Consider the following 23,140-nt stretch of genomic DNA (forward strand, 5'->3'; position numbering starts at 1 on the left):
GCCACATATAAGCCGAATACTCAGCCCTGTCCGCCGCCTCTAATACTTTCAGCAATCTGTGCGTCAACTTTTTCAAAATTGTCACGATTTCCTTCGAGAAGACTTGACATTCCTTTAATCATTGCCGGAAGACCTGCTTCCAAACTTGTTACAAATTCTTTATAACTTTTATCAAAAAGCTCAATCAAAGCATCTTTGGAATCGCCTTCCATTTCGGCGATAGCTGCCTTAAAAGCTGTTTCAAATTCAGTTCCTGCGTTAGCATATTTAGTAGCCAAATTATCAATATTTGTTACCGATGAGGCTACATTCTGATTAACAATTCTACAATCTGCCATAATATAATACCTCCGTTAAATATAATTACTTAACCCTGTGCACTGCCAGAGTTCTGGTTACCCTGACCAAGCTGATCATCAACACCCTGATCATCACCGGGAATTTGCATTTTTATTGTGTTACAAATTTCTTTGAGTGAGTCAAGCATTTTTGTAAGATTATCAGTAACATTTGGAAGAATACTTGTATCGTAAAAAGCCTTAAAACCATTAGCTGCTGCACCCGAAAAACTGCTTGGAATAAGTCCGTCAATTTCAGATTGAAGCTCACTGTTAATTCCTGTTACCTGACTCTGATAATCGTCCACTGCTTTAATAGCAGCATCCATCATTGCCTTTGTGATGTTAACCGTACCGGTTGAACCCATATTTGCCATAAATATTTACCTCCTAAAATAAATGACTTAAATTTTCAAAACCTGTAAATACATCCTTGTAATAACCATTACCAATAACTGTATCGAGTGTATCGGATATATGGTTAACTACAAGTGACATATTTTCTATTGGTTTTAATAAAACATTTTTAGCCTCAAGCTGAGCCTCATGCCCTGCTTCGGTATCCATTGCTCCTGCAAGTTCCTCATACATAGTACTGAGTTTTTCTTTTAATTTATTGGTGCGTTCTTTTAATGCACGCATATCTTGTGCAGCAGTATTGAATTTTTCTTCATCAACCACAAGGTCTTTGGATAAATATGTAGCCACTATGCTTCACCTCCACTTTGCGCAGTTTTTATCTGCTCTAAGATTGGTTTACGCATTTCATCGGACAATAAGTCTGCAAGCTTTTCAGCTTCTTCAAATTCTCCGAGATCTATATGACATTGTATGCGGAATGTAAGTACTAAGAGGTCCGTAGGATCTTTAATCATTTCGTTTCTTAAGTATGTAAGAAAATCTCTGTATTCTTCATCAGCCTTAGGATAGCCTTCATCCTTTAACGCTTTAATAAGGCTGTATTTACCGATATATTTACTCTGAGGATCAGAACTGTTAGCGAGTTTTGATGCATACACTTTAATGTGTTCATTATCTTTAACAATTGTATAAGCTGCCACATATAAACGATAAATATGTTCTGTTTTTTCCTGAGAATAAACAGGATTCACATCGACATCTAACTTGCTATAATCAGATTCATGATTTTGAGCTATCGGTGTCATATTTTTTTCAAGATCCGGTGAGTTACGCCTTGCCTTTGCCGCCATTTCTCTGCCATATCTTTCAATTTTCTGTTCACCATACTTGCGTCTTACAGTTTCAACAGCAATATCAATTTCTCGTTGACCCGGTTTTACTACAGGTTTTGTTTCTAACTCAGTCAACTGTTTTACTGAAAACCCTTCATTAAATGAATTGATTGGATTTTCAGCCGCATTGATACACTTCAATGCCATATTTGAATTTTCGAGTTGAATATATATTTCAGCTGCATTGATATAACTGTCAACAATACTATTGACTTCCGGCTCAACCACACATAATCCTTCAAAAATTTTATCTATTGCCAAATAAAGATGTTCCTTATCACCGTCAAGTTCATAACGAGCGTTTTCATAAGCAACCCAATCAAAAAACAGTTCTTTTACAGGTTTTGCAAAACGTTCGGCACGGTCAAGTTCTTTTTCTGCTTCCTCAAGCCTTTCCTCTTGCAAAAGAATATTAAAAGCAATTCTGTATCCCAAATACTCTGTCGGAGCAAGCAACTTCATTTGATTAGCTACTTCTATACCGTTTGATGTTTGACCGCTCATACTGTAACTTAAAGCCTTACGTTGAAGTACATCCATATCTATGCCGACAACTTTTTCAGATTTTATTAAGTTTATTATTGCATCATTGTACCTGTGAAGATCGAAACAAAGCATACCCATTATTTTGTATAGCTGTCCCACCACATTAGGTGAACAACCAATTTCATCAGCTTTTGCGAACATTTCTAATGCTTTAACCGGTTGATTAGATGTGGCATATGCATAACCAAGGTTAAAATACCGATCACCATTATCAGCATCATTTTCAACTGCAATTTTGTAATGCTCTATTGCGTTATCATAATCCTGTTTAGACATATACGCATTACCTGCACATTGATGAGCATCAGAATTATTTTCATCAACTTTGAGTGCCTCATCTGCAAGTTTTAATGACTCATTATATCTGCCTTGTACAAAGGCAAGACGAGAATCTGCTATCAATACTTCAATAGAAATTTCCATCTTATCACTCCTTCACTAAAATTAAAATGATATAAATAATTTAAAACGCAATATTTTGAAATCAATAATTTTAAATGTCGGCATACCACCTGTAAATACGGCGATTGCTGTTACACCTGTTGGAAAATGTTATACGCTTTGCTTTCGTGTAATTTGGCATTCAATGTGGCAATATCACCGTTTCCAAAAGCTTTATCAACAAGTGCTATTGTATCAAATCCGCCCATGGCGGTACTCATTACCTTTGTTACCGATGCTGTTCCTTTGATAAATTTACCAAAGCCGGACATACATTTAATTCCCTTGCCGGCAACTGCACCTAATTGTCCAAGTCCGGCAAAAGCCGCTCCGCCGATTGCACCGCTTATTGCGCCTGAGAGTGCTCCATCTTCGAAACCTTCTAGGAACGAACCTCCGTTGGCAATAATTTCCAAAATTTCATTTTTAAAAATTCAAACGCAAATTTATAATAAGTTTTGGACATATAAACTAATAAGAACCAAAACTCTTAGAATACAAGTAAATTGCTTGTTTAACAAATTTAAAAGACTTCATCACATTTTTGGGGCGAGAAATACTAACGACAAATCAAAGATAACGATATAATAACTTAAACTATTAGCCTTAAGTATTCATCTTAAAAAGATAGTTTATAAAGTGCACTCAAAAATCCAGTAAAACTGTCTGCAATTTTGCTGGATGCAAGGAATCCAGTATCTTTATTTTCAAGTTCGTGGTCGCAAAACCATACTGAGCCATATTCATTCTCGGATAAGTTCATACAGATTGGATTACCGCCTGAGTCGTCGCCGATTGGGAGAAAAAAGGGTGGAATCAAATTTTCATTCACCATACTATTGTAGATGCGAACAATATCATCAAAATTGTCATTATCTTCATCTTCATAGAAAACGAACAGCTCTCGTATGTCAGAATTGTTTGTACTATTAGTTGTAACATCAATAAAACTAAAAGCTAGGTCTTCTTCCGGAGTTCCGCCATTATCTTTCATCATAAAATCTTTGTAATCAGATGGAAGGAATTTTCCCAACATTTTTTCAAAACGCTCCAAACTATCTTTTGTAAGTTTTTTCCCAGAATCATAAAGTTTCATAATATTCCTCAATAATTTATTTTTTACAATTGATGCACCACCGGTATGGGCAAAGCCACCTAGCATACAATCATGAACATCTCTCCGTACTAACAACATACTTTTACCATCCTCCATACGATGCCAAGTATAACCTTTTGGAGGTTTAGAACCACTAAGCCCAATAGCATTATTAGCCTGTGAAAAGTCCGAGGCATTGTTACCTGTCATATTAATCTTAACCGGATTTGGATAATCAGGGTGTGCATAAGGCTTAAAATCAGGATACCCTTCTTTGCTGTATGTCGTCGAGCCGTCTTTGTTTTTTATCTCTTTAATTACGCCTTGTTTAGGTTTTCGATTAGCATAATTTGCATTATGAACCAAGACACTATTATTTCCAACAAAATAAGTATGTAATCCATCTACCTTGAAATTATAAACCGTTTTGAACTGATCATCAAGTTTTTCACGATAAATTTGCTCAACATAAAGAGTATTTCCATTTTTATCAATAAGTTCTGCACCTATCCACAATGACTCAGCACTGACAAAACCTTTATCTTTCACATAATATGGATGGTCATATGTTGAAATAATATTTTCACCGTTTATTGTGAGATGAACAATTAGTTGCAATTACTTTATTATAACATCAAGCAATAAAATCATAAAACAGATTTTCTGTATATATCAAAAACCTCAGTATTATTCGTTTCCAACAATTCTTCAAAAGACTCAATTCCGTATTTTTCAAGATACTCAAGTTCATTATCAGAAATTGGTACAGTAAATAACCAATTTACAATGTGATCATCTATAACCTGTCCTTGCAAGTTTTCCCAGTATGTTGGATAGGTATAGTAAATATGTTTCATTTCTAATTTATCGTCATAATCTCTTATAATATTAGGAACTACCATTCCAGGTCTACATGAATAACTATCTTTTATTATATTAAAAGCACAAGATGCTATGATATTAGGAAATTCAACAAAATCATTTACACACATTCCAATAAATTCCACTCGTATTTCATGTTCATGCTCATCTACGAGTCCTATGGTATAATTTGAAAGTCCAATAGTTGAATATGTTGAAAAGCCAATATCTGGTCGATTTTCTCCAATATATATATCCACCTTAAATTTGTTTGTTTCATCTGCAAACGATATTACTTTTGGGTCTAATTTTAAAGAATTATGTATCAACTTAAATATTTCCTTTTTATTTTTCATATTATTCATATTTTACCTCAATCTTAATTATATTTCATTTATCTTATCATAAGTCAATATACTACGATTTATGCTAGAACTCACATTAATCACCCAAATAAAAATCAGTTAAATCCTCACAAGTATGACTTCTATTCGATGAGGGAAGTTCAGGACGATAATGTGTATAATCATTATGCTCATCTAAAAATTGCTTTCTACTAATTCCACGTTGTTTAGCACTTATTTTATGTTTTCTAAATTCATATCCTGGTTTATGCCCCATATCCCACGGTTCATTAAAGTCTATTGGTCTTCCAGTTTTCGGATCGCGTACTACACCATCAGGTGAACTTGCCTTTGCCTCATTCCAAGTTTTATCTCTCACACCTTTTCTATACCCTGAGGGTCTGCTATACAAGTCGCCTGCATTATGAACCAAAATGCAATACTCACTGACAAAATATGTATGATAATCTTCAACTTGAAAGTTATAGACCTTAACCGATTCATCACCTAAGTTTTCTCGGTAAAGCTGTTTAACAAGGACAACATTTCCATTTTTATCAATAAGTTCTGCACCTATCCACAAGGCTTCGGCGCTGACAAAACCTTTATCTTTCACATAATATGGATGGTCATATGTTGAAATAATATTTTCACCGTTTATTGTGAGATGAACAAGACTTGATGTTTCCCTGATATATGTTTCAAGAACCTGCTTAGTAGATACTTCTAATGTTTCTGCATCTGCAGCATAGACCATGTCTCCTGGCTTAATATTTTCAATTGCAACCAAGCCACTTGCGGTAAGAACAAGTGTACCTGCAACAAAGCATTTCATTGTTGTAGTCATACCACCTGTAAATACGGCGGTTGCTGTTACACCTGTTTGGAAAATGTTATACGCTTTGCTTTCGTGTAATTTGGCATTCAATGTGGCAATATCACCGTTTCCAAAAGCTTTATCAACAAGTGCTATTGTATCAAATCCGCCCATGGCGGTACTCATTACCTTTGTTACCGATGCTGTTCCTTTGATAAATTTACCAAAGCCGGACATACATTTAATTCCCTTGCCGGCAACTGCACCTAATTGTCCAAGTCCGGCAAAAGCCGCTCCGCCGATTGCACCGCTTATTGCGCCTGAGAGTGCTCCATCTTCGAAACCTTCTAGGAACGAACCTCCGTTTGCAATACTTTCCACCCCTCCGGATACGCCTCCTATACAAGCACCTAAAATAGCACCCCAACAGGCTCCGGCAATAATTGGTCCTACACCTGGAATCAAAAGTACAGCAACAGATACAATTACTATTGCTATTGTAACTATCAATTTCCAATGCTCTTTACACCAATCTGCTGCCGATTGTACACCATCACAAATGTGTTCAATAACACTTTTTTCGCATTCAGGTTTCAGATAAGAATACTTTGTGTAAAAATCTTCTTTTGATTTCTTTATTTCCTCTTCTGCCGCTGAATCTTTTCTTGATGCTGTTTCGATGAATTCACTAAGCTTATTATTTAACTTTTTTAAATCTTCGATTTTGGATTTTTCACTTTTTGACGAGGAACTGATACTATCAACAGTATCCTGCAAATTGCAAGTACTGCTGTCAACACCTTGTAATGTACTGAGTTGTACACTAAAATTATTTTAGGACTTGATAATATCATCACTTAGACCACCTATACCATTAATTTTATCTTTGTATAAGTTATCGTTGTCATAAAGGCTACATTTAATTGTTTTTTATTTTTCTACTGCAGATTTTTGTTCATGCCATTCATCAATTATTGAAAGAAGTTCGTGAGTTGGAATAGAACACCAATTTCCCATTCCATCTTCAGCCAACATATCATAAATGGTTGTATTTTCTTTTTGAATGACTAGTTCACAAATATTCCCTGATATATCTTTTTCCTCCGCTTTTCCATGTAAAACATCATTAATATTTTCCTTTATCCATTCCTCAAAAGTTCCAACCTCAACGAAAAAAAATGTACTTAGCAGGGCATATTTTTTATCAAAAAAATCAATTGTCAATTTTTTCTTGCCATTATCAAGTGTTATAGTCTTAAACTCTTTGTCAATCATCTAATTACCTCCAGGAAAAGCACTTACTATTTTTCCATCATCATTAATGTACATGGTTACATCAATGCCTCCAGCTGTTGTACCTTGATAGGTACTATTCATTCCAGATTTTGGAGCAGAAAAAACTAAAGTTTTATTGTCATAAGCTTCATTTATACAATCAACAACTTGTTGAGGTGTCATGTTCTCAGGAAAGAAAGTGGACTTGCCACCATTGGCAGTTTTAGGAATACCGTTAACTGAAACTTGTCCTTCATATATGCCATTAGCACTTGGTGTAGTTCGTGTTCCATTAACTATACTACCCGCAGAATTCTCTATTCCTTCATAATGATATCCAACTGCTTTACCCCTAGAATTAACTTCCCCTTCAAAAATATGTTCCAAAGACCGTTCAGTGAAGTTCTCAGTATTTTTTAAAGAATCAAGTGAAGTTTTAGGATATGTCGCATTGTGTACTAATATTTTTTGATGGCTAACAAAATATGTATGATAGTCCTCGACCTGAAAGTTATAAACCTTAACCGATTCATCACCTAAGTTTTCTCGGTAAAGCTGTTCAACAAGGACGACATTTCCATTTTTATCAATAAGTTCTGCACCTATCCACAAGGCTTCGGCGCTGACAAAACCTTTATCTTTCACATAATATGGATGGTCATATGTTGAAATAATATTTTCACCGTTTATTGTGAGATGAACAAGGTGCGATGTTTCTCTAATATAGGTTTCAAGAACAGGTTTAAGAGATACTTCTAATGTTTCTGCATCTGCAGCATAAACCATATCTCCTGCCTTAATCATCTCAATCGCAACAATTCCGTTAGCTGTCAGTACAAGTGTTCCTGCGATGAAACATTTTGCACTACTCTTATAACCTCCAGTAAAAGCTGCAGTCATTCCTGTTCCCATCTGAACAGCATTATAAAACGGATTAGAGTGTGCTTTAGCATTAGCTGCGGCAATTTGACCACCATTATAATTGAACCCAAGGTCTTTACTTAAGCGCATCATCGTCATATCGCCTAATGCTAACATATCAAAACTTTGCATTCCAACCGAAATAACGCCTGATACATTAAACAAGGTATTAATTGCAGTAGAGCACTGACCGATTGTACCTAAGCCTGCACCGAAACCGCTAAGCCCGCCGAAGGCGGCACCCATTAAGGCTCCATCTTTTGCACCGCTAAGCACCCCTTTTAATATACCACCCACGCCTTCTTGGGCGTATCCGGATATTCCTCCGACTATGGCTCCGACCGCAAGTCCTATTAGAAATCCCTTCAGCATATTAGTAAGAATTGCTGTACCAATACCCTGTAAGCCTGGAACAAACAAGCACACAACAGCTACAACCAATTCGATAGCTATAAGTATCTCTTTCCAATGCTCTTTACACCACTCTGCTACCGATTGTACACCACCACAAATGTGTTCAATAACACTTTTTTCGCATTCAGGTTTCAGATAAGAATACTTTGTGTAAAAATCTTCTTTTGATTTCTTTATTTCCTCTTCTGCCGCTGAATCTTTTCTTGATGCAGTCTCAATGAATTCACTAAGCTTATTATTTAACTTTTTTAAATCTTCAATTTTTGATTTTTCACTTTTTGACGAGGAACTGATACTATCAACGGTATCCTGCAAATTGCAAGTACTGCTGTCAACACCTTGAAGAGTGTTTTTCAGCGTTCCAAGCTGAACCTCAAGATTATTTGATGATTTTATCAAATTATCTATCAGCCCACCAACACCATTGACTTTTTCTTTGTATAGTGTTATTGTTGCCATAGGACACCTCCTCTCACATAATAGCTGTCATTTTGCTTTAAATGTATTGCCTCATAATATTCCACAAATCATTTCTTATTCTTTCAAAAGGCTTCATTCAACTTCATTCTCGTGTTATAATCATTATCTCAAATGTAATACTCCGTTAAGTCAGCTCTTCCGGTATACAGCGATTTATATAATTCCAAAACATACTCAGATTTGAAAACTTCCGATTCACCCAATTCTAGCACATTCACGGTATTTTTTACTAACTTGAGCATATTAATAATAGAATTGTCATGATGCAATTCTAAGTAATCTCTCAATTGTTTAAATAGTTTTTTAAAGCATCTAAATTCATATCTATAAAAAACCTCAAAAATTAATAATCTTCCATTAACCAACTATACGATTTTAAAAACTTATCTGGATGTCAGAAAAAGCCACCTGCACCACTAACTTTTTCTTTATGTAATATTATTCATAGAAACACATACTTTTAATTTTATATTACTTACCAGCGTTATATATTATATTAATGCTACTAACGTTTCCTTTTGGATCGTACACAGATTTAATGTTACCCCAATCAAAAAAAGTTTCTGGGCTTAATCCGTTCTTAGCAAGAATCGCATCATGGAACTGCTTGCGTTTAATTTCTTCCGAAAAAGAAGGATTAATATCAACACAAATCATTGATAACATATACAAAATTTTATTACGAAAGAATAGACTAGTGATAAAATTGTTCCCACCAATTTTTACGGTATCATTTAATCTTATGATTCTAACCGCATCTTGTCCTTCAAAAAAAGTAGATCTTTGAAAGTCTTCAAATGTATATCCAGGAGCAAAAATCTCACCGTTAATTTCTATTAATCCAGATTTTAAGTCCATTTTATCCTCACTTCGTCAAATTTATTGTTTCAACAAGCACTAATATACCCTTATCAATTAACTTTTGAACATTTGGCACATAAAATTGCTCTAACCCACCTGTGCCAAATTGCGGATTAGCTAGTGCTTGACCATATCCTACGGTTACTGTTTTTGTAAATTTATACCCACTAACTTGTCCTCTAAACCCATAAATTGGATGGGGCTTAACTTGTAAGCCTTCAAATAAGGTAGTAGCATTTCGTCCAGAGTCTTCAATCGCATCTAATGTGGTAAAATATTCTGTGCCATTCGGTTCTCCACGATAAAGTATATCACCTTTATGCATATTAACATCTACATAATCATCTATACCTGGATAATCATCCTTGCCTTGCCAACTTTTAGCGGTTTTGGATGGGCTATTAAATCGAATCCCCCCACTTATACCACCTAAAATGCCACCGCTAACTATCCCCGAAAAACCTGACATAGCAATATCATCTAAGGCACCATTGAGATTTCCGTGTTCTGCGAGATAGTCTATGGTTGTAACACACATATTTGAAACACCGTTTGACAAAGCACCTATTCCGGCTCCTCTGCCAATACTTCCAACCATAGACAATGCCGATCCTGCTACAAATGTAAGTCCGCCTGTAATTGCTCCGCCAATTGCACCACCTACAGCACCATCAAAAGTTCCACTTTCAAACCCATCAAAAAATGATCCAAATGGTCCATATTATTTTTTGAACTACATTCTATAAAGCTTAAGACTTAATCTTTCAGCAAATACATATTTCACTAATGGTTAAAAGACATTGTATAGAAAAGTCAATAAGCAAAAGATTCTTTATGCCAAGTATTATTTAAAAAATCATATTTAAATTTCCAATCATTTCTTCCATACTTATCAGCGGTGTTATTATTTCCTTGACATATAACAGATAATTTTTCTCCATCAATAAAGCGATAAAAAATATATCCAAATGGCGGAGATATCTTCGATATTTCGTCTCCTTTTCTGGACAAAACGCTTATTCTATTTTTATACATCAGATAAATATTATCTTTAGAAACTTTCACAGTTTTCAGTTCGTTATACCTATGTTCATTTATACAATGACCATCACTATCAAATAATTTTAAATTTCCATTTTCGTCATACCAAAGAATATCCTTACCATTTAAGTTAATAAATCTGTAACTAAAAGTTTTATTTTCATATATTTCTAAAAAAATCATGTCATTGCTTTCTGTAGCAAATATAATTCCTTCAACTACATAACTATATGATTTATTTTCATATTTCCAATTTACTATCCTATTATCACTACTAAAATTAATTTCCATATTAACTTTATCCACCTATCATTTAATTCTTTTCAGACTGACAAATTCAATATAATCCATTCGATTTCCTGTTAATCCCTTAAATAATTCATACTGAGTTAAATTAGAATTTCCCGGAAGATATTTATTTGCCTCGAGATCAATCTGTGGACCTATAGGACCTTGTCTTACATTCAACTCGACACCAGGTCTTATTCGATATGTAGCAACCTTTCCGCAATCCGTTTTCCAACTACCCTTTATAGCCATATCATTTCTTGCAAAATCGACATTTGGAATATCTTCTTTTAAAGCAAATCCACCAGGTTCTCTAACACTTTGTTGCTCATCCAATACCATATTAAAAGTATCACCTTCCTTTAATATGAGTATATTTTCTTCCGAATTATATCCATCCGGCCAAGGGGATTGTTCTTTAACTAATTTTAAATAATCATCAATACTATTTTCTGGATTAGCATTTTTATATTCATTCCAAGTTTTCTCAGAACCTATTCCATTATTTTTCCAAAAGTCATCGTATCTGCTTGCATCTTCAGGGCTCATAGAATCGACAAAATTTTTATTATTTGTATTTTCTAAACCCGAATGAAAATCGTTTATTTTAAATTGAAGTCCCCCGCTTATACCACCTATAATTCCACCACTCAATACTCCGGAGAAACCTGATATAGCGATGTCATCTAAGGCACCATTGAGATTTCCGTGTTCTGCGAGATAGTCTATGGTTGTAACACACATATTTGAAACACCGTTTGACAAAGCACCTATTCCGGCTCCTCTGCCAATACTTCCAACCATAGACAATGCCGGTCCTGCTACAAATGTAAGTCCGCCTGTAATTGCTCCGCCAATTGCACCACCTACAGCACCATCAAAAGCTCCACTTTCAAACCCATCAAAAAATGATCCGCCTTGAATGGCACTGTTTATCCCTCCTGAGACACCTCCAATCACTGCTCCTAAAATAGCACCCCAGCAGGCTCCGGCGATAATTGCAGCACCTAAACCTGAACCGACACCTGTACAAAGCAAAACAACTGCAACTGCCACAAGAACTACTGTAGCAATAAATTTCCAATGCTCTTTGCACCACTCAACTGCCGATTGTACACCATCACAAATGTGTTCAATAACACTTTTTTCGCATTCAGGTTTCAGATAAGAATACTTTGTGTAAAAATCTTCTTTTGATTTCTTTATTTCCTCTTCTGCCGCTGAATCTTTTCTTGATGCTGTTTCGATGAATTCACTAAGCTTATTATTTAACTTTTTTAAATCTTCGATTTTGGATTTTTCACTTTTTGACGAGGAGCTGATACTATCAACAGTATCCTGCAAATTGCAAGTACTGCTATCAACACCTTGAAGAGTATTTTTCAGTGTTCCAAGCTGAACATCCAAATTGCTTGATGATTTTATCAAATTATCTATCAGTCCGCCAACACCATTGACTTTTTCTTTGTATAGTGCTATTGTCGCCACTTGAAACCTCCTACAAAAATAATCTTAACAAGATAACGTCTAATTTTTATTCTTTTATGAAATTATTTGCTATTTTTATAAGTTATTTTGCTTTCTCCTATCAAATGTTTATCTTGTTTAATGAATTTTTACAATATTTCGACATAACTTTATTATCTATTTTCCCATCAGCATATTTTTTCAAAAGGTATTCTACCATAATATCAAAACCTTCCATTTGCTTGTTCAGTTCCAGTTCTCTATTTCCAGCGGTTATAACCAAAGCGTACTGCGGACCACGCTTTATATTATTATGTTTGATATATTTTATTTTTTGAATCTCAGAAATATTAAATTCATATTTTTGTCCAAATTTCGTTCTGACTTTAAAGTTATCTCCTATAACTCTAATCCTAAACAAACAAGTGGATAGGATTACCATTATGCTCGTAATAAATAAAAAGATGGCAAAAATCAAGCTTAATGCAAAATTATAACCAATTACAAACATTACAACACATAGTATTGTAAATACAAAATATATCAACCCAAATCCTACTAAATCTTTTTTTAAAAATCTTACTTCTAAATTTTCCATAACACTCACCTATGCGAAAATTATTCTACAAGACTATCTTTTAAATTTCCTAAAATACCTTTAGGAACTTCAAAACCATAATCCCATATACCATTGATAAAATCAGCTCCTATACCTTTCATAATTGTCTTTATATTGACTCGACTCCTGTGTCTAAGAGATCTAATTGATTGCGTTTTCCAAACATGTTCCCAACTTCCTCTACCTTTGTTTATTCCTCTTATTCGTAATGGGAATCTATTACCCAAATAATTTGTTGCACCTGTAGACAAAGCACCTACACCAAAAGAAAAGCCAGCATTAATCAAGATATCTGTAAAAGACATATTTTTCCCTTTTATAATAATATCACCAAAATCATTAATAAGGGAGGCACCAACATCGCCAAATCCACCCACCAACATTTGTTTTGGAATTGATAATGCAATTTCACCAGCACCAGATAGCCAAGAACATAAACCACCAGCTATAGCACCAGATATGGCTCCACTAAATGCACCTTCTTCAAATCCGTCAAAAAAAGATTTCCCTGCAATGGTATTAAAAATTCCACCGCTTAATCCTCCTACTGCTGTTCCTATCAATACTCCTTTTGAGGCAGCTACAGCTACGGCAGCAATTGGACCTATTGCTGTCCCTGCCGTAAATACGATAACAGCAATTGCAGCTACCACTAAAACTATTGTAACTAATAATTTCCAATGCTCTTTACACCACTCTGCTGCCGATTGTACACCATCACAAATGTGTTCAATAACACTTTTTTCGCATTCAGGTTTCAGATAAGAATACTTTGTGTAAAAATCTTCTTTTGATTTCTTTATTTCCTCTTCTGCCGCTGAATCTTTTCTTGATGCAGTCTCAATGAATTCGCTAAGCTTATTATTTAACTTTTTTAAATCTTCGATTTTGGATTTTTCACTTTTTGACGAGGAACTGATACTATCAACAGTATCCTGCAAATTGCAAGTACTGCTGTCAACACCTTGAAGAGTATTTTTCAGTGTTCCAAGCTGAACATCCAAATTACTTGATGATTTTATCAAATTATCTATCAGTCCGCCAACACCGTTTACCTTTTCTTTGTATAGTGTTATTGTCGCCATAATTTATTCACTCAAATCAATACATATGCTTTTTATGATATGCCATTTCAACAGCGGCATTATTCATAGTTCTTTGTTTCTCACTAACAATACACTGCAAGGAACGTTCTCTGTTTTTTTTATTTTCAAGTTCCGTTTGCAAATTTTTTATTTGTGAATTTATATCATTAATTTTACCATTAACTAACGCTTGTGTTTTTTTCAAAGTTACAAAAGCGTTAGTTATATTGTTTTTAGACGAACGATTAACACCATCAAAAACAGTTGTCAAATTTTGAGGTTTTCCTAAGGATGACTCTCCAATAGCAAGAAATCCATTTGATGCAGTTTCAAGTTTGGTTTCAGTATCCCTAATACTTTGATCAAATGAACCATTAGTTTTTACCGATTTAGATATTTCTTCTAAAGATGACAAATTACATTTTTTCTCAGCATTCAACTGATTTATTTTGTTAATCAGTTGAGGCTTACGATTTCTTATGTCAATTATTTCATTTTCCGCACGTCGTTTCTCGTACGCAGCATTTTCATATCTGTTTTTAGCTTTATAATATTCTTCTTGATGTTTTTTCTGTTCCAAAGTCATATCAAGCAAAACTTCCTCTCACAAATCAACAATAAAAAAACAAGCATTGATAATAATACAAATAAATTTTAACATCATATAGATTGTATGTCAATAATAGTTGAATAGTTTTTACGACAAATCGCAAAACATTAGTGCTTTTTTCGTAATTATTATATCAGTTTTTAGATATATTGTACTATTTTTTATATCAATTAATTTCAAAATACAAGCATAAAATTTAAAGGTTCTCTAACTTCAATTATGTTAATACTTGCTAAATTCAACCGTTATCGTTATTAAAAATATATTTTAATTTAAACATACACCATTGTAGCAAATTGATCATTATGCTATAATAAAATCATCTTTTAACCCCATTAACGATAGCTTGAATCGGTAGCAATAGTTCCAATAAAGAATTATAACAAGCAAAAATCCATTTTGCACCCCCCTACTAAAAAGTTATCGTTATAAGGTTGATTTTGGAAGTAGTCTGCACCCCCCTAACTGACTACTATTTGACTACTTTTGAAAAATCTAATATGCCACATTTTGCCTTGATTTGCGTGTTTTGAGAAAATTTTAAAAGTGATACTCATTCCTGTTATACTCAAATTGCCCTTGCAAACCTCGGCATATTACGGCAAATCGGGAGGATTTTGATATGATAAGGATAATGTTTGTGTGCCATGGGAATATTTGCCGTTCACCTATGGCGGAATTTGTAATGAAGAAAATTGTTGCCGAAAACGGTCTTGCCGATGAATTTCGGATTAACTCCTCTGCGACAAGCACAGAGGAAATCGGCAACGGCATACATCGTGGAACGAAAGCAAAATTAACCGAGATGAACATACCTTTCACCTCGCACCATGCAGTGCAAATCACTAAGTCAGAGTACGAAGAATACGATTACATAGTTGCAATGGATTCTATGAATTTGCGAAATTTGCAGAGAATAGTCGGATTTGACAGTGAAAAGAAAATTCACCGCCTGCTTGATTTTACAAACTATCCGAGAGATGTTGCAGACCCATGGTATACGGGCAATTTTGATGTTACATACACTGACATTGAAAACGGCTGTAACGCACTTTTCAAATATATTTTATCGCACGATTTTAAACAAAACTGATATTTTGAAAATTTTTGCACAAAATAAACATCGGAGCATACAGCGTTTTGCCATATGCTCCGATATATTTTTATGATTTATTCTTTAAATCAAATTATTTCATACTGTTTTCGTATGACTCAATCATCTTTTTAACCATCTGTCCGCCTACTGAACCGGCTTCTCTTGAGGTTAAATCGCCGTTATAACCCTGCTTGAGGTTTACGCCTACTTCGTTAGCACATTCCATCTTAAAGCGTTCCATTGCTTCCTTTGCCTGCGGTACATTAAGCTGATTGTTATTGCTTGACATATTGATTTTCTCCTTTTGTTAAATATTTTTTAATTAATTTTATATTTTAAGCGTCAGGTTCAACCTCTTGATTTCCTTCCGCAATAGTATTGTTTGCGGAAGATTTCTTTTTATAATATGTAATTTTTTCATATAAAAATCAATTCACAAAACAAAAAAGACGGCAATTTCAATAAACTACCGTCTTTTATCAATGTATTACGCCATACCAAAATAACTTAACAAATTAAAGCCTGTCGGGAGCGGAATTGTAATCATATATATGGTTGCAAACAAGAAACCTGCTATTGCTACGCACAATACAATAGTTCTGTTTGGCAAGCGTTTGAATGTTCCCACAATACCAAGCATAAACAAAACAACCGAATAAATTACAGTCACGAGTCCGTAAGCGTCACCGTTTGCGTTATCTTTTTTTCCCTGCTCAAGCAAAGTGTTTGACTCCTCGAGCACAGAATTTGCATCTGCAAAATAGCTGTCAACATAACCGTCCTTTGTAAACGGCGATACATTTTCTTTCTGATCTAATGCCCAATTAATAGCGTCAAGGAATTCATCGGAACAGTTATCATTCATAAGCTGCTCAAGCTGATACTGATACTTTTCCATTTCATCCTTGTCGTTCTTTTGCTCTGCATAAACATAATTAAGATTTGCCTGGTTAATTTCATTCCAAGTCATCATATCCTGCATAAGGCTTTGTGAAGCCTCGTTCCATCTTGAGTTGCCGTCAGCAGCCATATTATTACTTTGTGTGTAATTTGTTGCCTGATTTCCGCCATGCAGTGAGCCTATCCATGACGCCCACGCTGTTGCAAGTGCCGTTACGCCTAAAAAAATCGCCACTATAATTTCAAGTATATCTTCCCTGCTTTTTTTAGACTTAATCCTCTCTTTGCTGATTGCCTTGTCCGCATTTGAATTTTCTGCCATATTGTTTTCCTCCAAATTAATTATTTATTAACACAATATTACATAATTTGATAAGCAATTTCAACAATTTGACATTAAAATCAATTAATTGGCAAAATAATCAATAATATTGCAAAAAACCGGCAGTAAAACTTAATTCACTGCCGGTTTGGGGTCAATTTAAAATTATCTCAAATTTACGCCGATTTTTGCGAGGTTTGCTATGATTTCGTCCATTACTGTCTGAACCTCAGCCGATGCAAGAGTTCTTTCGGCTGATGAAAATTCAAAGCGGATTGTGATACTGTGAACTGTATCAGTATCGTAAGTATCTACAATTTTTGTACCCTTTAAAATGCCCTCGCCCTTGCCGATCCAGCACTTGCTGAGATCCTCAAAGAAGAGCTTTTCAGGTACAACAACGCTGATATCATAGTCGATTGTTGGGAATTTTGACGGCTCATCGTAAACGATTGGTGCGGTTTGAGCGTCTGTAAATGCGTTCATATCAATCTCGGCAAATACTACGCTTGCTTTTTTATCAAGCTTTTTGCCAACAGTCGGGTGCACAATGCCGATTGTACCGATCTCCTCGTTGTCAATCATAATTGTGTAGAGGTTTACAGGGTGCTCATAGCTGTGTGTCGGCTCTGCTTTCTTAAAGCCGAGTGACTTGTGCTTAATATCCTCTGCAAGCACAACGAGCATATCTCTTAACTCAAAGTAAAGAGTTTTAATATCCTTTGTTTTGCTGAAAAGTGTAACTGCAAGTTTCTTCTGCTCAATGCAAAGGTTGTTTTCGTCAAGTCCCTTTACAACTCTGCCGATTTCAAAAATGCCGAAATCGCTTGAATATGAAGTATTCGACTTAACCTGACAAAGCTGTGTAGGAATAATTGAATTTCTGATTGTTTCAATGTTAGGGTTAGTTGCGTTTGCAAGTTTAACATTGTTTTCAACCTCAATTCCGAGTGCTTTAAGCTCATCATTATATGCCCATACATATGAATGAACCTCGTGGAGGTTGTATCTCTGAACAAGAATATCCTTAATTTTATCTTCGTTGCTCTTTAATTCGCCTGTTCTTACAGGATAAAGAGGTGAACGGGTTGTATGGACGGCAAAGTTATCATAACCGTAAATTCTTGTGATTTCCTCAATAATATCTGCCTTGATAGTAACATCTTTTGTAGCTCTCCAAGACGGAACCGTTACTGTGAAATCATCACCTGCAAGCTGAACGCCAAAACCGAGGCTCTCAAGAGTTTGTACGATTCTGTCATTGCTGATTTCAATACCTGTATAGCGGTCAACAAAAGCCTTGTCAAATTCAAGAGTAACCTTTTCATAATGGAAAGCGTACTCGTCGGTAAGGCTTGAAACCACCTTAATATCGCTGTCATATGTCTTTAAAAGTTTAACAAATCTTGCGATTGCAACAGTTGTCATTTCAGGGTCAAGACACTTTTCGTAGCGAATAGATGCGTCTGTTCTGTGAGCAAGTCTTACTGTTGACTTACGAACTGAAACCGCATTGAATGTTGCCGACTCAAGTGTAAGAGTTGTTGTATCGTCAACAATTTCCGAATCAATACCGCCCATAATACCTGCAATGGCAACAGGAGTGTTATCGTTGCAGATCATAAGTGTATTTTCGTCAATGTTTCTGTCAACACCGTCAAGTGTACGGAATACAAACGGCTTGTCAAAACGCTTAATGCGGATTTTCTCTACCTTTCTTGAATCGAAAGCGTGCATTGGCTGACCCATTTCAAGCATAAGGTAGTTTGTAAGGTCTGCAAGGAAATTAATACCACGAAGTCCGCAGTAGTAAAGTCTGATTCTCATATTTACAGGGCTGACATTTCTCTTAATGTTCTCCACCTGCAAACAGCTGTAACGCTGACAAAGCGGATCTTCAATCTTCATATCAACCTTTTTAAGCTCGTTGTAAGCTGTAAGATCTTCAACCTCAAGCGGCTTTAATTCTCTGCCTGCAAGAGCCGCAAACTCTCTTGCTATGCCGTAGTGTCCCCAAAGGTCAGGACGGTTTGTAAGTGACTTGTTGTCTACCTCAAAAACAATATCATCAATCTGATAAAGCTCCTTAATATCTGTACCGTTGGCAACATCATCTGTAATATCCATAATGCCTGAGTTGTCGTCGCTTATGCCGATTTCAGCCTCACTACAACACATACCGTATGAAGTATAACCTGCGAGCGGACGAGGTGCTATTGTAATTTCACCGAGCTTTGCACCAACCTTTGCAAAAGCGGTTTTCATACCAACTCTTACATTTGGCGCACCGCATACAACATCAACAAGTTCGCTTTCACCTGCGTCAACCTTGAGCAAGTGAAGTTTCTTTGACTCGGGATGATTTTCGATAGACTTAATCTCAGCTACAACAACACCGCTTAATTCTGAACCCTTGAAGAAAATTTCGTTTTCAACCTCAGCAGTCGAGAGAGAAAACTGATGAATAAGCTCAACCTTGTCAAGTCCTGATAAATCAACAAAGTCAGAAATCCAGTTCATTGATAAAAACATTACTATTCTCCCCCTTATTTATCATCTGTAAACTGTGACAATGCCTTTAAACTGCCACTGTTCAAATCTCTTATATCTTTAATGCCGTACTTCATCATAGCAAGTCTTGTAAGTCCAAGACCGAAAGCAAAGCCTGTGTATTCGTCAGGGTCAATGCCGCCCTCACGAAGTACATTCGGGTGAATCATACCGCATGGGCAAAGCTCAAGCCAGCCGCTGTGCTTACAAGACGGACAACCTGTACCGCCACAAATAAGACAGCTTATGTCAAGCTCAAAGCCCGGTTCTACGAATGGGAAAAATCCCGGTCTGAGTCTTACATTAATATCTTTTTGGAAAACCTCGGAAAGCATAGTTTTCATAAAGAAAATGAGGTTTGAAATTGAAATATTCTTGTCAACCATAACACCCTCCATCTGGAAGAATGTGTTTTCGTGACAAGCGTCTGTTGCCTCGTTTCTGAAACATCTGCCCGGGAAAATTGCCTTAATCGGCACACCGTTTTCAACAAGGTTTTTGCCGTACTTTTTCAGAATAGCGTTCTGAGCGGCAGAAGTTTGTGACTTCAAAAGCTGACCGTTGTCAAGATAGTAGGTATCCTGCATATCTCTTGCAGGGTGATGCTTTGGAATGTTGAGCGACTCAAAGCACTCATAGTCGGTTACAATTTCGGAATAATCCTCAACAGTAAAGCCCATTGACTTAAAAATAGCCTCGCACTGTCTTTGCACAAGTGTGATTGGATGATATGAGCCTTTTACTATATTTGAAGGAGCGGTAATATCGAAAGGACGCATAGATGCGATTTCTCTCTCAACCTCTTTCTTTTTAAGTTCCTCAATTTTCTGTTCAATCTTTTCGCTTGCCATAGCCTTGAGCTGGTTTACCTCAGAGCCAAAGGTCTTTTTCTCCTCGGGAGAAAGGTCTTTCATACCCTTTAAAAGTGCAGTAATACTGCCCTTTTTGCCAAGATAAGCAACTCTGATTTTGTCAAGCTCTACAAGATCAGAGATTTCTGAAACCTTGGCGTTGATTTCGCCCATAAGGCTTGTAATTTTCTCGTTCATACATACCTCCGTAGTAATAAAAAATCCCTGCGTAATCACTTACGCAGGGACGAATAATATCCGTGGTACCACCCTGATTTTTGCTTAAAGAAGCAAACACTTCCCGACCTGTAACGGAGTCAGCCGTTGAAACCTACTGCTACTTCAGTCCCACCACTCGGAAGTGAACTTCACGCAATCTCTGCCGTACAATGCTTTCAGCCATGACATTGCTCTCTTTTCGGCATACAAAACGCTACTCTCTTCGTCAGCGTGTTATCATTAGTATAATATCATTTTATTTTTGATTTTGCAAGAGTTTTGTTGAAAAAAAACGACAGCTATGTTATTATATAATTAATCTACTTAAAAAGGAGTAAAAAAATTGGAAGTATTTAACGAACAGCTTGTTAAAAGAGCCAAAAATCCCAAACAGCTCATTATTAAAATTTTATCGGTAGTACTGCTCATTACAGTACCGCTTGTATGCTTTATTCTCGCATTTCCGCTTAAAATCGCATATCTTATATATGTTGCGTTCTTTATTTTTCTTATAGGTATTTATATTGTATGGTATGTGTTCAGTATTCAAAAAATCGAATATGAATATGCCGTATCGGGCGGAATGATTGAGATTGCTAAAATTATAGCGCTCAGAAAAAGAAAAACTATGTGCAAACTTCAGATAAGCGACATTGAAATTCTTGATAAAGACGAAAAGGTTATTGACACCATGAGATTTGCAAAGCGTATTGAGGCCTGCGCCGATATTAACGATGAAAACAACTATTACGCTGTTTTCAACTCGGCGGCTTATGGCAGAACTTTGCTTATATTTGCACCGAACGAGAAAATTCTCAACGCTATGAAAGGTCATCTTAAAAAAGATATTGTTTTAAAGATTTTTTATAAAAGAGGCTGATTATGAAAGAAACCGATAAATTGCTTTTTAAAAATTCTGTATTTAATCGACCCGATGACGCCAACAAAGGCACACTCGGCAGTTTGCTGTGTATTTGTGGGTCATACGGAATGGCAGGCGCTGCGATTATGGCAGGCAAAGCGGCGCTCAGGTGCGGAATCGGACTTTTAAAAATTGCCGTTCCCAAAAGCATTTATCCAATATGTGCGTCAAATATGCTCGAAAGCGTTTACTATCCTCTAAAAGAAACCGACATCGGCGCTGTTTCGGCAGACAATATAAATTTTCTGCTTTCCGCTTGCGAGAAATCCTCTGCCGTATTGATCGGCTGCGGACTTTCGGTGTGTGATGATACAAAGGAGCTTGTGAAAGCTGTAATTACAAACTGCACCAAGCCAATTGTAATTGACGCCGACGCACTTAATTGCATTTGTGACGAACCGCAAATTCTTAATCATCTTAAAGCTCCTGCAATAATAACTCCTCACCCCGGAGAAATGGCAAGGCTATTGCACACCACACCAAAAGCTGTTAATTCTGACAGAGAAAATACAACAATTAATTTTGCTAAAAAGTACGGCGTGGTAACGGTTTTAAAGGGCGCAGGAACAATCATAGCCGCTCCAAACGGAACCGCTTACATTAATCATACGGGAAATTCGGGAATGGCAACAGGCGGCAGCGGTGATGTTCTTGCCGGAATAATCGGCTCGTTGCTATCTCAGAGTGCAAATCCCTTAAATGCCGCAGCAGCAGGAGTTTTTCTGCACGGAACAGTCGGAGATCTTGCCGCTGAAAAGCTCGGTAAAATTTCAATGCTGCCAACCGATATGATAGAGCTTTTGCCGATTGCATATCAAAAACTTTTATAACATAAAATAAGCACGATGCAATAAAAACGCATCGTGCTTTTGTTTACCAATCAGTAACTTCTTTAATGAATATTTTTTCTTTATATCTTCCGTTTTTGTTAGCCTTGGCAAGTCTGAGCCTGTCAAGCTCGCCGTCAGTCATACCCTTTGCGTTGGCAATGGCATAAACAACCTCCAAAATATCGGCAAGCACCTCGGTATCTTTATCAATCTGATACTCAGTGCACTCCTCAGAGAGCTTTAACTCAAGCATTTCAAGGTATCTCTCATCAGAAAGGATTTCAGTTTCACACATTTGACCGTTTTCTTCAATAATTTTAGGAATCTTATCTCTGACTAACTTATTATACTTCTTTATCATATACCACACCTCTTATCCGTTAAAAAACATATCAATATGTAATTATTATACACAATAAGAATTAAAAAGTCAATAAAAGGAGTATTTTGCAATACCCCAACTATTTAATTATAACACAATCAAAAATCCACTTCAATAGTTTTTACAAAAATAAAGTTATAAATATTTTTAATATTTCTATTGACAATCGTTGATTTATTCTGTATAATATAGACAAAGAAAAGGAACAAAAGGAGGTTTCTAATATGAAAGTAAAAGTCCATTACATAAGACATATCAGAGATTTCATGCGGAGCCTTCCCCCAAACAAACAATAACCTGATACATTAGAA

Annotated in this window: 25 protein-coding genes and 1 other annotated feature; of the genes, 3 read left to right on the forward strand and 22 right to left on the reverse strand. The window is 35.9% G+C overall.

Features of this window, described 5'->3' with window-relative positions; translation table 11 throughout:
• Positions 1-20: 20 nt before the first annotated feature.
• From DXC23_RS04765 to DXC23_RS04855, 17 genes are all read right to left on the reverse strand, one after another.
• Entirely contained in the window at positions 21-338 is a 318-nt protein-coding gene (locus DXC23_RS04765; RefSeq protein ID WP_117704998.1) for a hypothetical protein, read from the reverse strand.
• A 29-nt stretch (positions 339-367) separates the two neighbouring features.
• Positions 368-715, reverse strand: a complete 348-nt coding sequence (locus DXC23_RS04770) for a WXG100 family type VII secretion target (RefSeq protein ID WP_117704999.1) — start codon at positions 713-715, stop codon at positions 368-370.
• A 13-nt stretch (positions 716-728) separates the two neighbouring features.
• Entirely contained in the window at positions 729-1,046 is a 318-nt protein-coding gene (locus DXC23_RS04775) for a hypothetical protein (protein WP_242990377.1), read from the reverse strand.
• The gene (locus DXC23_RS04780; RefSeq protein ID WP_117705000.1) at positions 1,046-2,560 is read right to left on the reverse strand and encodes a tetratricopeptide repeat protein; all 1,515 of its coding nucleotides are present in this window, start codon (positions 2,558-2,560) and stop codon (positions 1,046-1,048) included. The genes DXC23_RS04775 and DXC23_RS04780 overlap by 1 nt, the downstream gene beginning before the upstream one ends.
• 110 nt (positions 2,561-2,670) lie before the next feature.
• Positions 2,671-2,994: a hypothetical protein gene (locus tag DXC23_RS04785; RefSeq protein ID WP_117705001.1), complete on the reverse strand. Its 324-nt coding sequence runs from the start codon at positions 2,992-2,994 to the stop codon at positions 2,671-2,673.
• 203 nt (positions 2,995-3,197) lie between these two features.
• Positions 3,198-4,292 (reverse strand): SMI1/KNR4 family protein, encoded by a 1,095-nt coding sequence (locus DXC23_RS04790; protein WP_117705002.1) that lies wholly within the window; start codon positions 4,290-4,292, stop codon positions 3,198-3,200.
• 29 nt (positions 4,293-4,321) lie between these two features.
• A complete protein-coding gene (locus DXC23_RS04795) occupies positions 4,322-4,900 on the reverse strand; it encodes a suppressor of fused domain protein (protein ID WP_242988459.1) in 579 nt (192 codons plus the stop codon).
• A 76-nt stretch (positions 4,901-4,976) separates the two neighbouring features.
• Positions 4,977-6,473 carry a polymorphic toxin-type HINT domain-containing protein gene (locus tag DXC23_RS12755; protein WP_278286539.1) on the reverse strand — a complete coding sequence of 499 codons (1,497 nt, stop codon included), beginning with the start codon at positions 6,471-6,473 and terminating at the stop codon, positions 4,977-4,979.
• 153 nt (positions 6,474-6,626) lie between these two features.
• Positions 6,627-6,971, reverse strand: a complete 345-nt coding sequence (locus DXC23_RS04810) for a hypothetical protein (protein ID WP_117705003.1) — start codon at positions 6,969-6,971, stop codon at positions 6,627-6,629.
• Entirely contained in the window at positions 6,972-8,765 is a 1,794-nt protein-coding gene (locus DXC23_RS04815; protein WP_117705004.1) for a polymorphic toxin-type HINT domain-containing protein, read from the reverse strand. It lies immediately after the preceding gene.
• Between the two features lie 492 nt (positions 8,766-9,257).
• A complete protein-coding gene (locus tag DXC23_RS04820; RefSeq protein ID WP_117705005.1) occupies positions 9,258-9,644 on the reverse strand; it encodes a hypothetical protein in 387 nt (128 codons plus the stop codon).
• A gap of 7 nt (positions 9,645-9,651) precedes the next feature.
• Positions 9,652-10,251 carry a hypothetical protein gene (locus DXC23_RS04825; RefSeq protein ID WP_242997403.1) on the reverse strand — a complete coding sequence of 200 codons (600 nt, stop codon included), beginning with the start codon at positions 10,249-10,251 and terminating at the stop codon, positions 9,652-9,654.
• A gap of 209 nt (positions 10,252-10,460) precedes the next feature.
• A complete protein-coding gene (locus tag DXC23_RS04835; RefSeq protein WP_117705007.1) occupies positions 10,461-10,979 on the reverse strand; it encodes a hypothetical protein in 519 nt (172 codons plus the stop codon).
• Between the two features lie 18 nt (positions 10,980-10,997).
• Complete coding sequence (locus DXC23_RS04840; RefSeq protein ID WP_117705008.1) at positions 10,998-12,464, reverse strand: glycine zipper family protein; 1,467 nt, start codon at positions 12,462-12,464, stop codon at positions 10,998-11,000.
• Between the two features lie 100 nt (positions 12,465-12,564).
• Positions 12,565-13,041 carry a hypothetical protein gene (locus DXC23_RS04845; RefSeq protein ID WP_117705009.1) on the reverse strand — a complete coding sequence of 159 codons (477 nt, stop codon included), beginning with the start codon at positions 13,039-13,041 and terminating at the stop codon, positions 12,565-12,567.
• 20 nt (positions 13,042-13,061) lie between these two features.
• The gene (locus tag DXC23_RS04850) at positions 13,062-14,147 is read right to left on the reverse strand and encodes a hypothetical protein (RefSeq protein WP_117705010.1); all 1,086 of its coding nucleotides are present in this window, start codon (positions 14,145-14,147) and stop codon (positions 13,062-13,064) included.
• Between the two features lie 16 nt (positions 14,148-14,163).
• Positions 14,164-14,733: a hypothetical protein gene (locus DXC23_RS04855; RefSeq protein WP_117705011.1), complete on the reverse strand. Its 570-nt coding sequence runs from the start codon at positions 14,731-14,733 to the stop codon at positions 14,164-14,166.
• Between the two features lie 646 nt (positions 14,734-15,379).
• On the opposite strand from DXC23_RS04855, the gene DXC23_RS04860 reads away from it, so the two are divergent.
• Positions 15,380-15,850: a low molecular weight protein-tyrosine-phosphatase gene (locus DXC23_RS04860; RefSeq protein WP_117705012.1), complete on the forward strand. Its 471-nt coding sequence runs from the start codon at positions 15,380-15,382 to the stop codon at positions 15,848-15,850.
• A 94-nt stretch (positions 15,851-15,944) separates the two neighbouring features.
• On the opposite strand, the gene DXC23_RS04865 is transcribed toward DXC23_RS04860, so the two are convergent.
• From DXC23_RS04865 to pheS, 4 genes are all read right to left on the reverse strand, one after another.
• Positions 15,945-16,142 (reverse strand): alpha/beta-type small acid-soluble spore protein, encoded by a 198-nt coding sequence (locus DXC23_RS04865; RefSeq protein ID WP_022233969.1) that lies wholly within the window; start codon positions 16,140-16,142, stop codon positions 15,945-15,947.
• Between the two features lie 198 nt (positions 16,143-16,340).
• The gene (locus DXC23_RS04870; RefSeq protein ID WP_242997404.1) at positions 16,341-17,075 is read right to left on the reverse strand and encodes a hypothetical protein; all 735 of its coding nucleotides are present in this window, start codon (positions 17,073-17,075) and stop codon (positions 16,341-16,343) included.
• Between the two features lie 165 nt (positions 17,076-17,240).
• A complete protein-coding gene (gene pheT, locus DXC23_RS04875) occupies positions 17,241-19,607 on the reverse strand; it encodes a phenylalanine--tRNA ligase subunit beta (protein ID WP_117705013.1) in 2,367 nt (788 codons plus the stop codon).
• A gap of 14 nt (positions 19,608-19,621) precedes the next feature.
• Positions 19,622-20,674, reverse strand: coding sequence for a phenylalanine--tRNA ligase subunit alpha (gene pheS / locus DXC23_RS04880; RefSeq protein ID WP_117705014.1), 1,053 nt, complete (start codon positions 20,672-20,674; stop codon positions 19,622-19,624).
• A 42-nt stretch (positions 20,675-20,716) separates the two neighbouring features.
• Positions 20,717-20,934, reverse strand: a binding site (T-box leader).
• 104 nt (positions 20,935-21,038) lie between these two features.
• Here pheS and DXC23_RS04885 point away from each other — a divergent pair.
• Entirely contained in the window at positions 21,039-21,575 is a 537-nt protein-coding gene (locus tag DXC23_RS04885; RefSeq protein ID WP_117705015.1) for a hypothetical protein, read from the forward strand.
• A 2-nt stretch (positions 21,576-21,577) separates the two neighbouring features.
• Complete coding sequence (locus tag DXC23_RS04890) at positions 21,578-22,447, forward strand: NAD(P)H-hydrate dehydratase (protein WP_117705016.1); 870 nt, start codon at positions 21,578-21,580, stop codon at positions 22,445-22,447.
• 43 nt (positions 22,448-22,490) lie between these two features.
• Here DXC23_RS04890 and DXC23_RS04895 read toward each other — a convergent pair whose 3' ends face one another.
• Positions 22,491-22,808, reverse strand: coding sequence for a nucleoside triphosphate pyrophosphohydrolase (locus DXC23_RS04895; RefSeq protein ID WP_176781604.1), 318 nt, complete (start codon positions 22,806-22,808; stop codon positions 22,491-22,493).
• Positions 22,809-23,140 lie beyond the last annotated feature (332 nt).

The sequence above is a fragment of the Eubacterium sp. OM08-24 genome (assembly GCF_003438075.1).
Classification (GTDB): domain Bacteria; phylum Bacillota; class Clostridia; order Oscillospirales; family Acutalibacteraceae; genus Ruminococcoides.

Excerpts from the sequence above, each read along its gene's own strand:
- DXC23_RS04765 (WP_117704998.1), bottom strand. The coding sequence starts at position 338 with ATGGCAGATTGTAGAATTGTTAATCAGAATGTAGCCTCATCGGTAACA.
- DXC23_RS04770 (WP_117704999.1), bottom strand. The coding sequence starts at position 715 with ATGGCAAATATGGGTTCAACCGGTACGGTTAACATCACAAAGGCAATG.
- DXC23_RS04780 (WP_117705000.1), bottom strand. The coding sequence starts at position 2,560 with ATGGAAATTTCTATTGAAGTATTGATAGCAGATTCTCGTCTTGCCTTT.
- DXC23_RS04795 (WP_242988459.1), bottom strand. The coding sequence starts at position 4,900 with ATGAATAATATGAAAAATAAAAAGGAAATATTTAAGTTGATACATAAT.
- DXC23_RS04810 (WP_117705003.1), bottom strand. The coding sequence starts at position 6,971 with ATGATTGACAAAGAGTTTAAGACTATAACACTTGATAATGGCAAGAAA.
- DXC23_RS04815 (WP_117705004.1), bottom strand. The coding sequence starts at position 8,765 with ATGGCAACAATAACACTATACAAAGAAAAAGTCAATGGTGTTGGTGGG.
- DXC23_RS04820 (WP_117705005.1), bottom strand. The coding sequence starts at position 9,644 with ATGGACTTAAAATCTGGATTAATAGAAATTAACGGTGAGATTTTTGCT.
- DXC23_RS04835 (WP_117705007.1), bottom strand. The coding sequence starts at position 10,979 with ATGGAAATTAATTTTAGTAGTGATAATAGGATAGTAAATTGGAAATAT.
- DXC23_RS04845 (WP_117705009.1), bottom strand. The coding sequence starts at position 13,041 with ATGGAAAATTTAGAAGTAAGATTTTTAAAAAAAGATTTAGTAGGATTT.
- DXC23_RS04850 (WP_117705010.1), bottom strand. The coding sequence starts at position 14,147 with ATGGCGACAATAACACTATACAAAGAAAAGGTAAACGGTGTTGGCGGA.
- DXC23_RS04855 (WP_117705011.1), bottom strand. The coding sequence starts at position 14,733 with ATGACTTTGGAACAGAAAAAACATCAAGAAGAATATTATAAAGCTAAA.
- DXC23_RS04860 (WP_117705012.1), top strand. The coding sequence starts at position 15,380 with ATGATAAGGATAATGTTTGTGTGCCATGGGAATATTTGCCGTTCACCT.
- DXC23_RS04865 (WP_022233969.1), bottom strand. The coding sequence starts at position 16,142 with ATGTCAAGCAATAACAATCAGCTTAATGTACCGCAGGCAAAGGAAGCA.
- DXC23_RS04870 (WP_242997404.1), bottom strand. The coding sequence starts at position 17,075 with ATGGCAGAAAATTCAAATGCGGACAAGGCAATCAGCAAAGAGAGGATT.
- pheT (WP_117705013.1), bottom strand. The coding sequence starts at position 19,607 with ATGTTTTTATCAATGAACTGGATTTCTGACTTTGTTGATTTATCAGGA.
- pheS (WP_117705014.1), bottom strand. The coding sequence starts at position 20,674 with ATGAACGAGAAAATTACAAGCCTTATGGGCGAAATCAACGCCAAGGTT.
- DXC23_RS04890 (WP_117705016.1), top strand. The coding sequence starts at position 21,578 with ATGAAAGAAACCGATAAATTGCTTTTTAAAAATTCTGTATTTAATCGA.
- DXC23_RS04895 (WP_176781604.1), bottom strand. The coding sequence starts at position 22,808 with ATGATAAAGAAGTATAATAAGTTAGTCAGAGATAAGATTCCTAAAATT.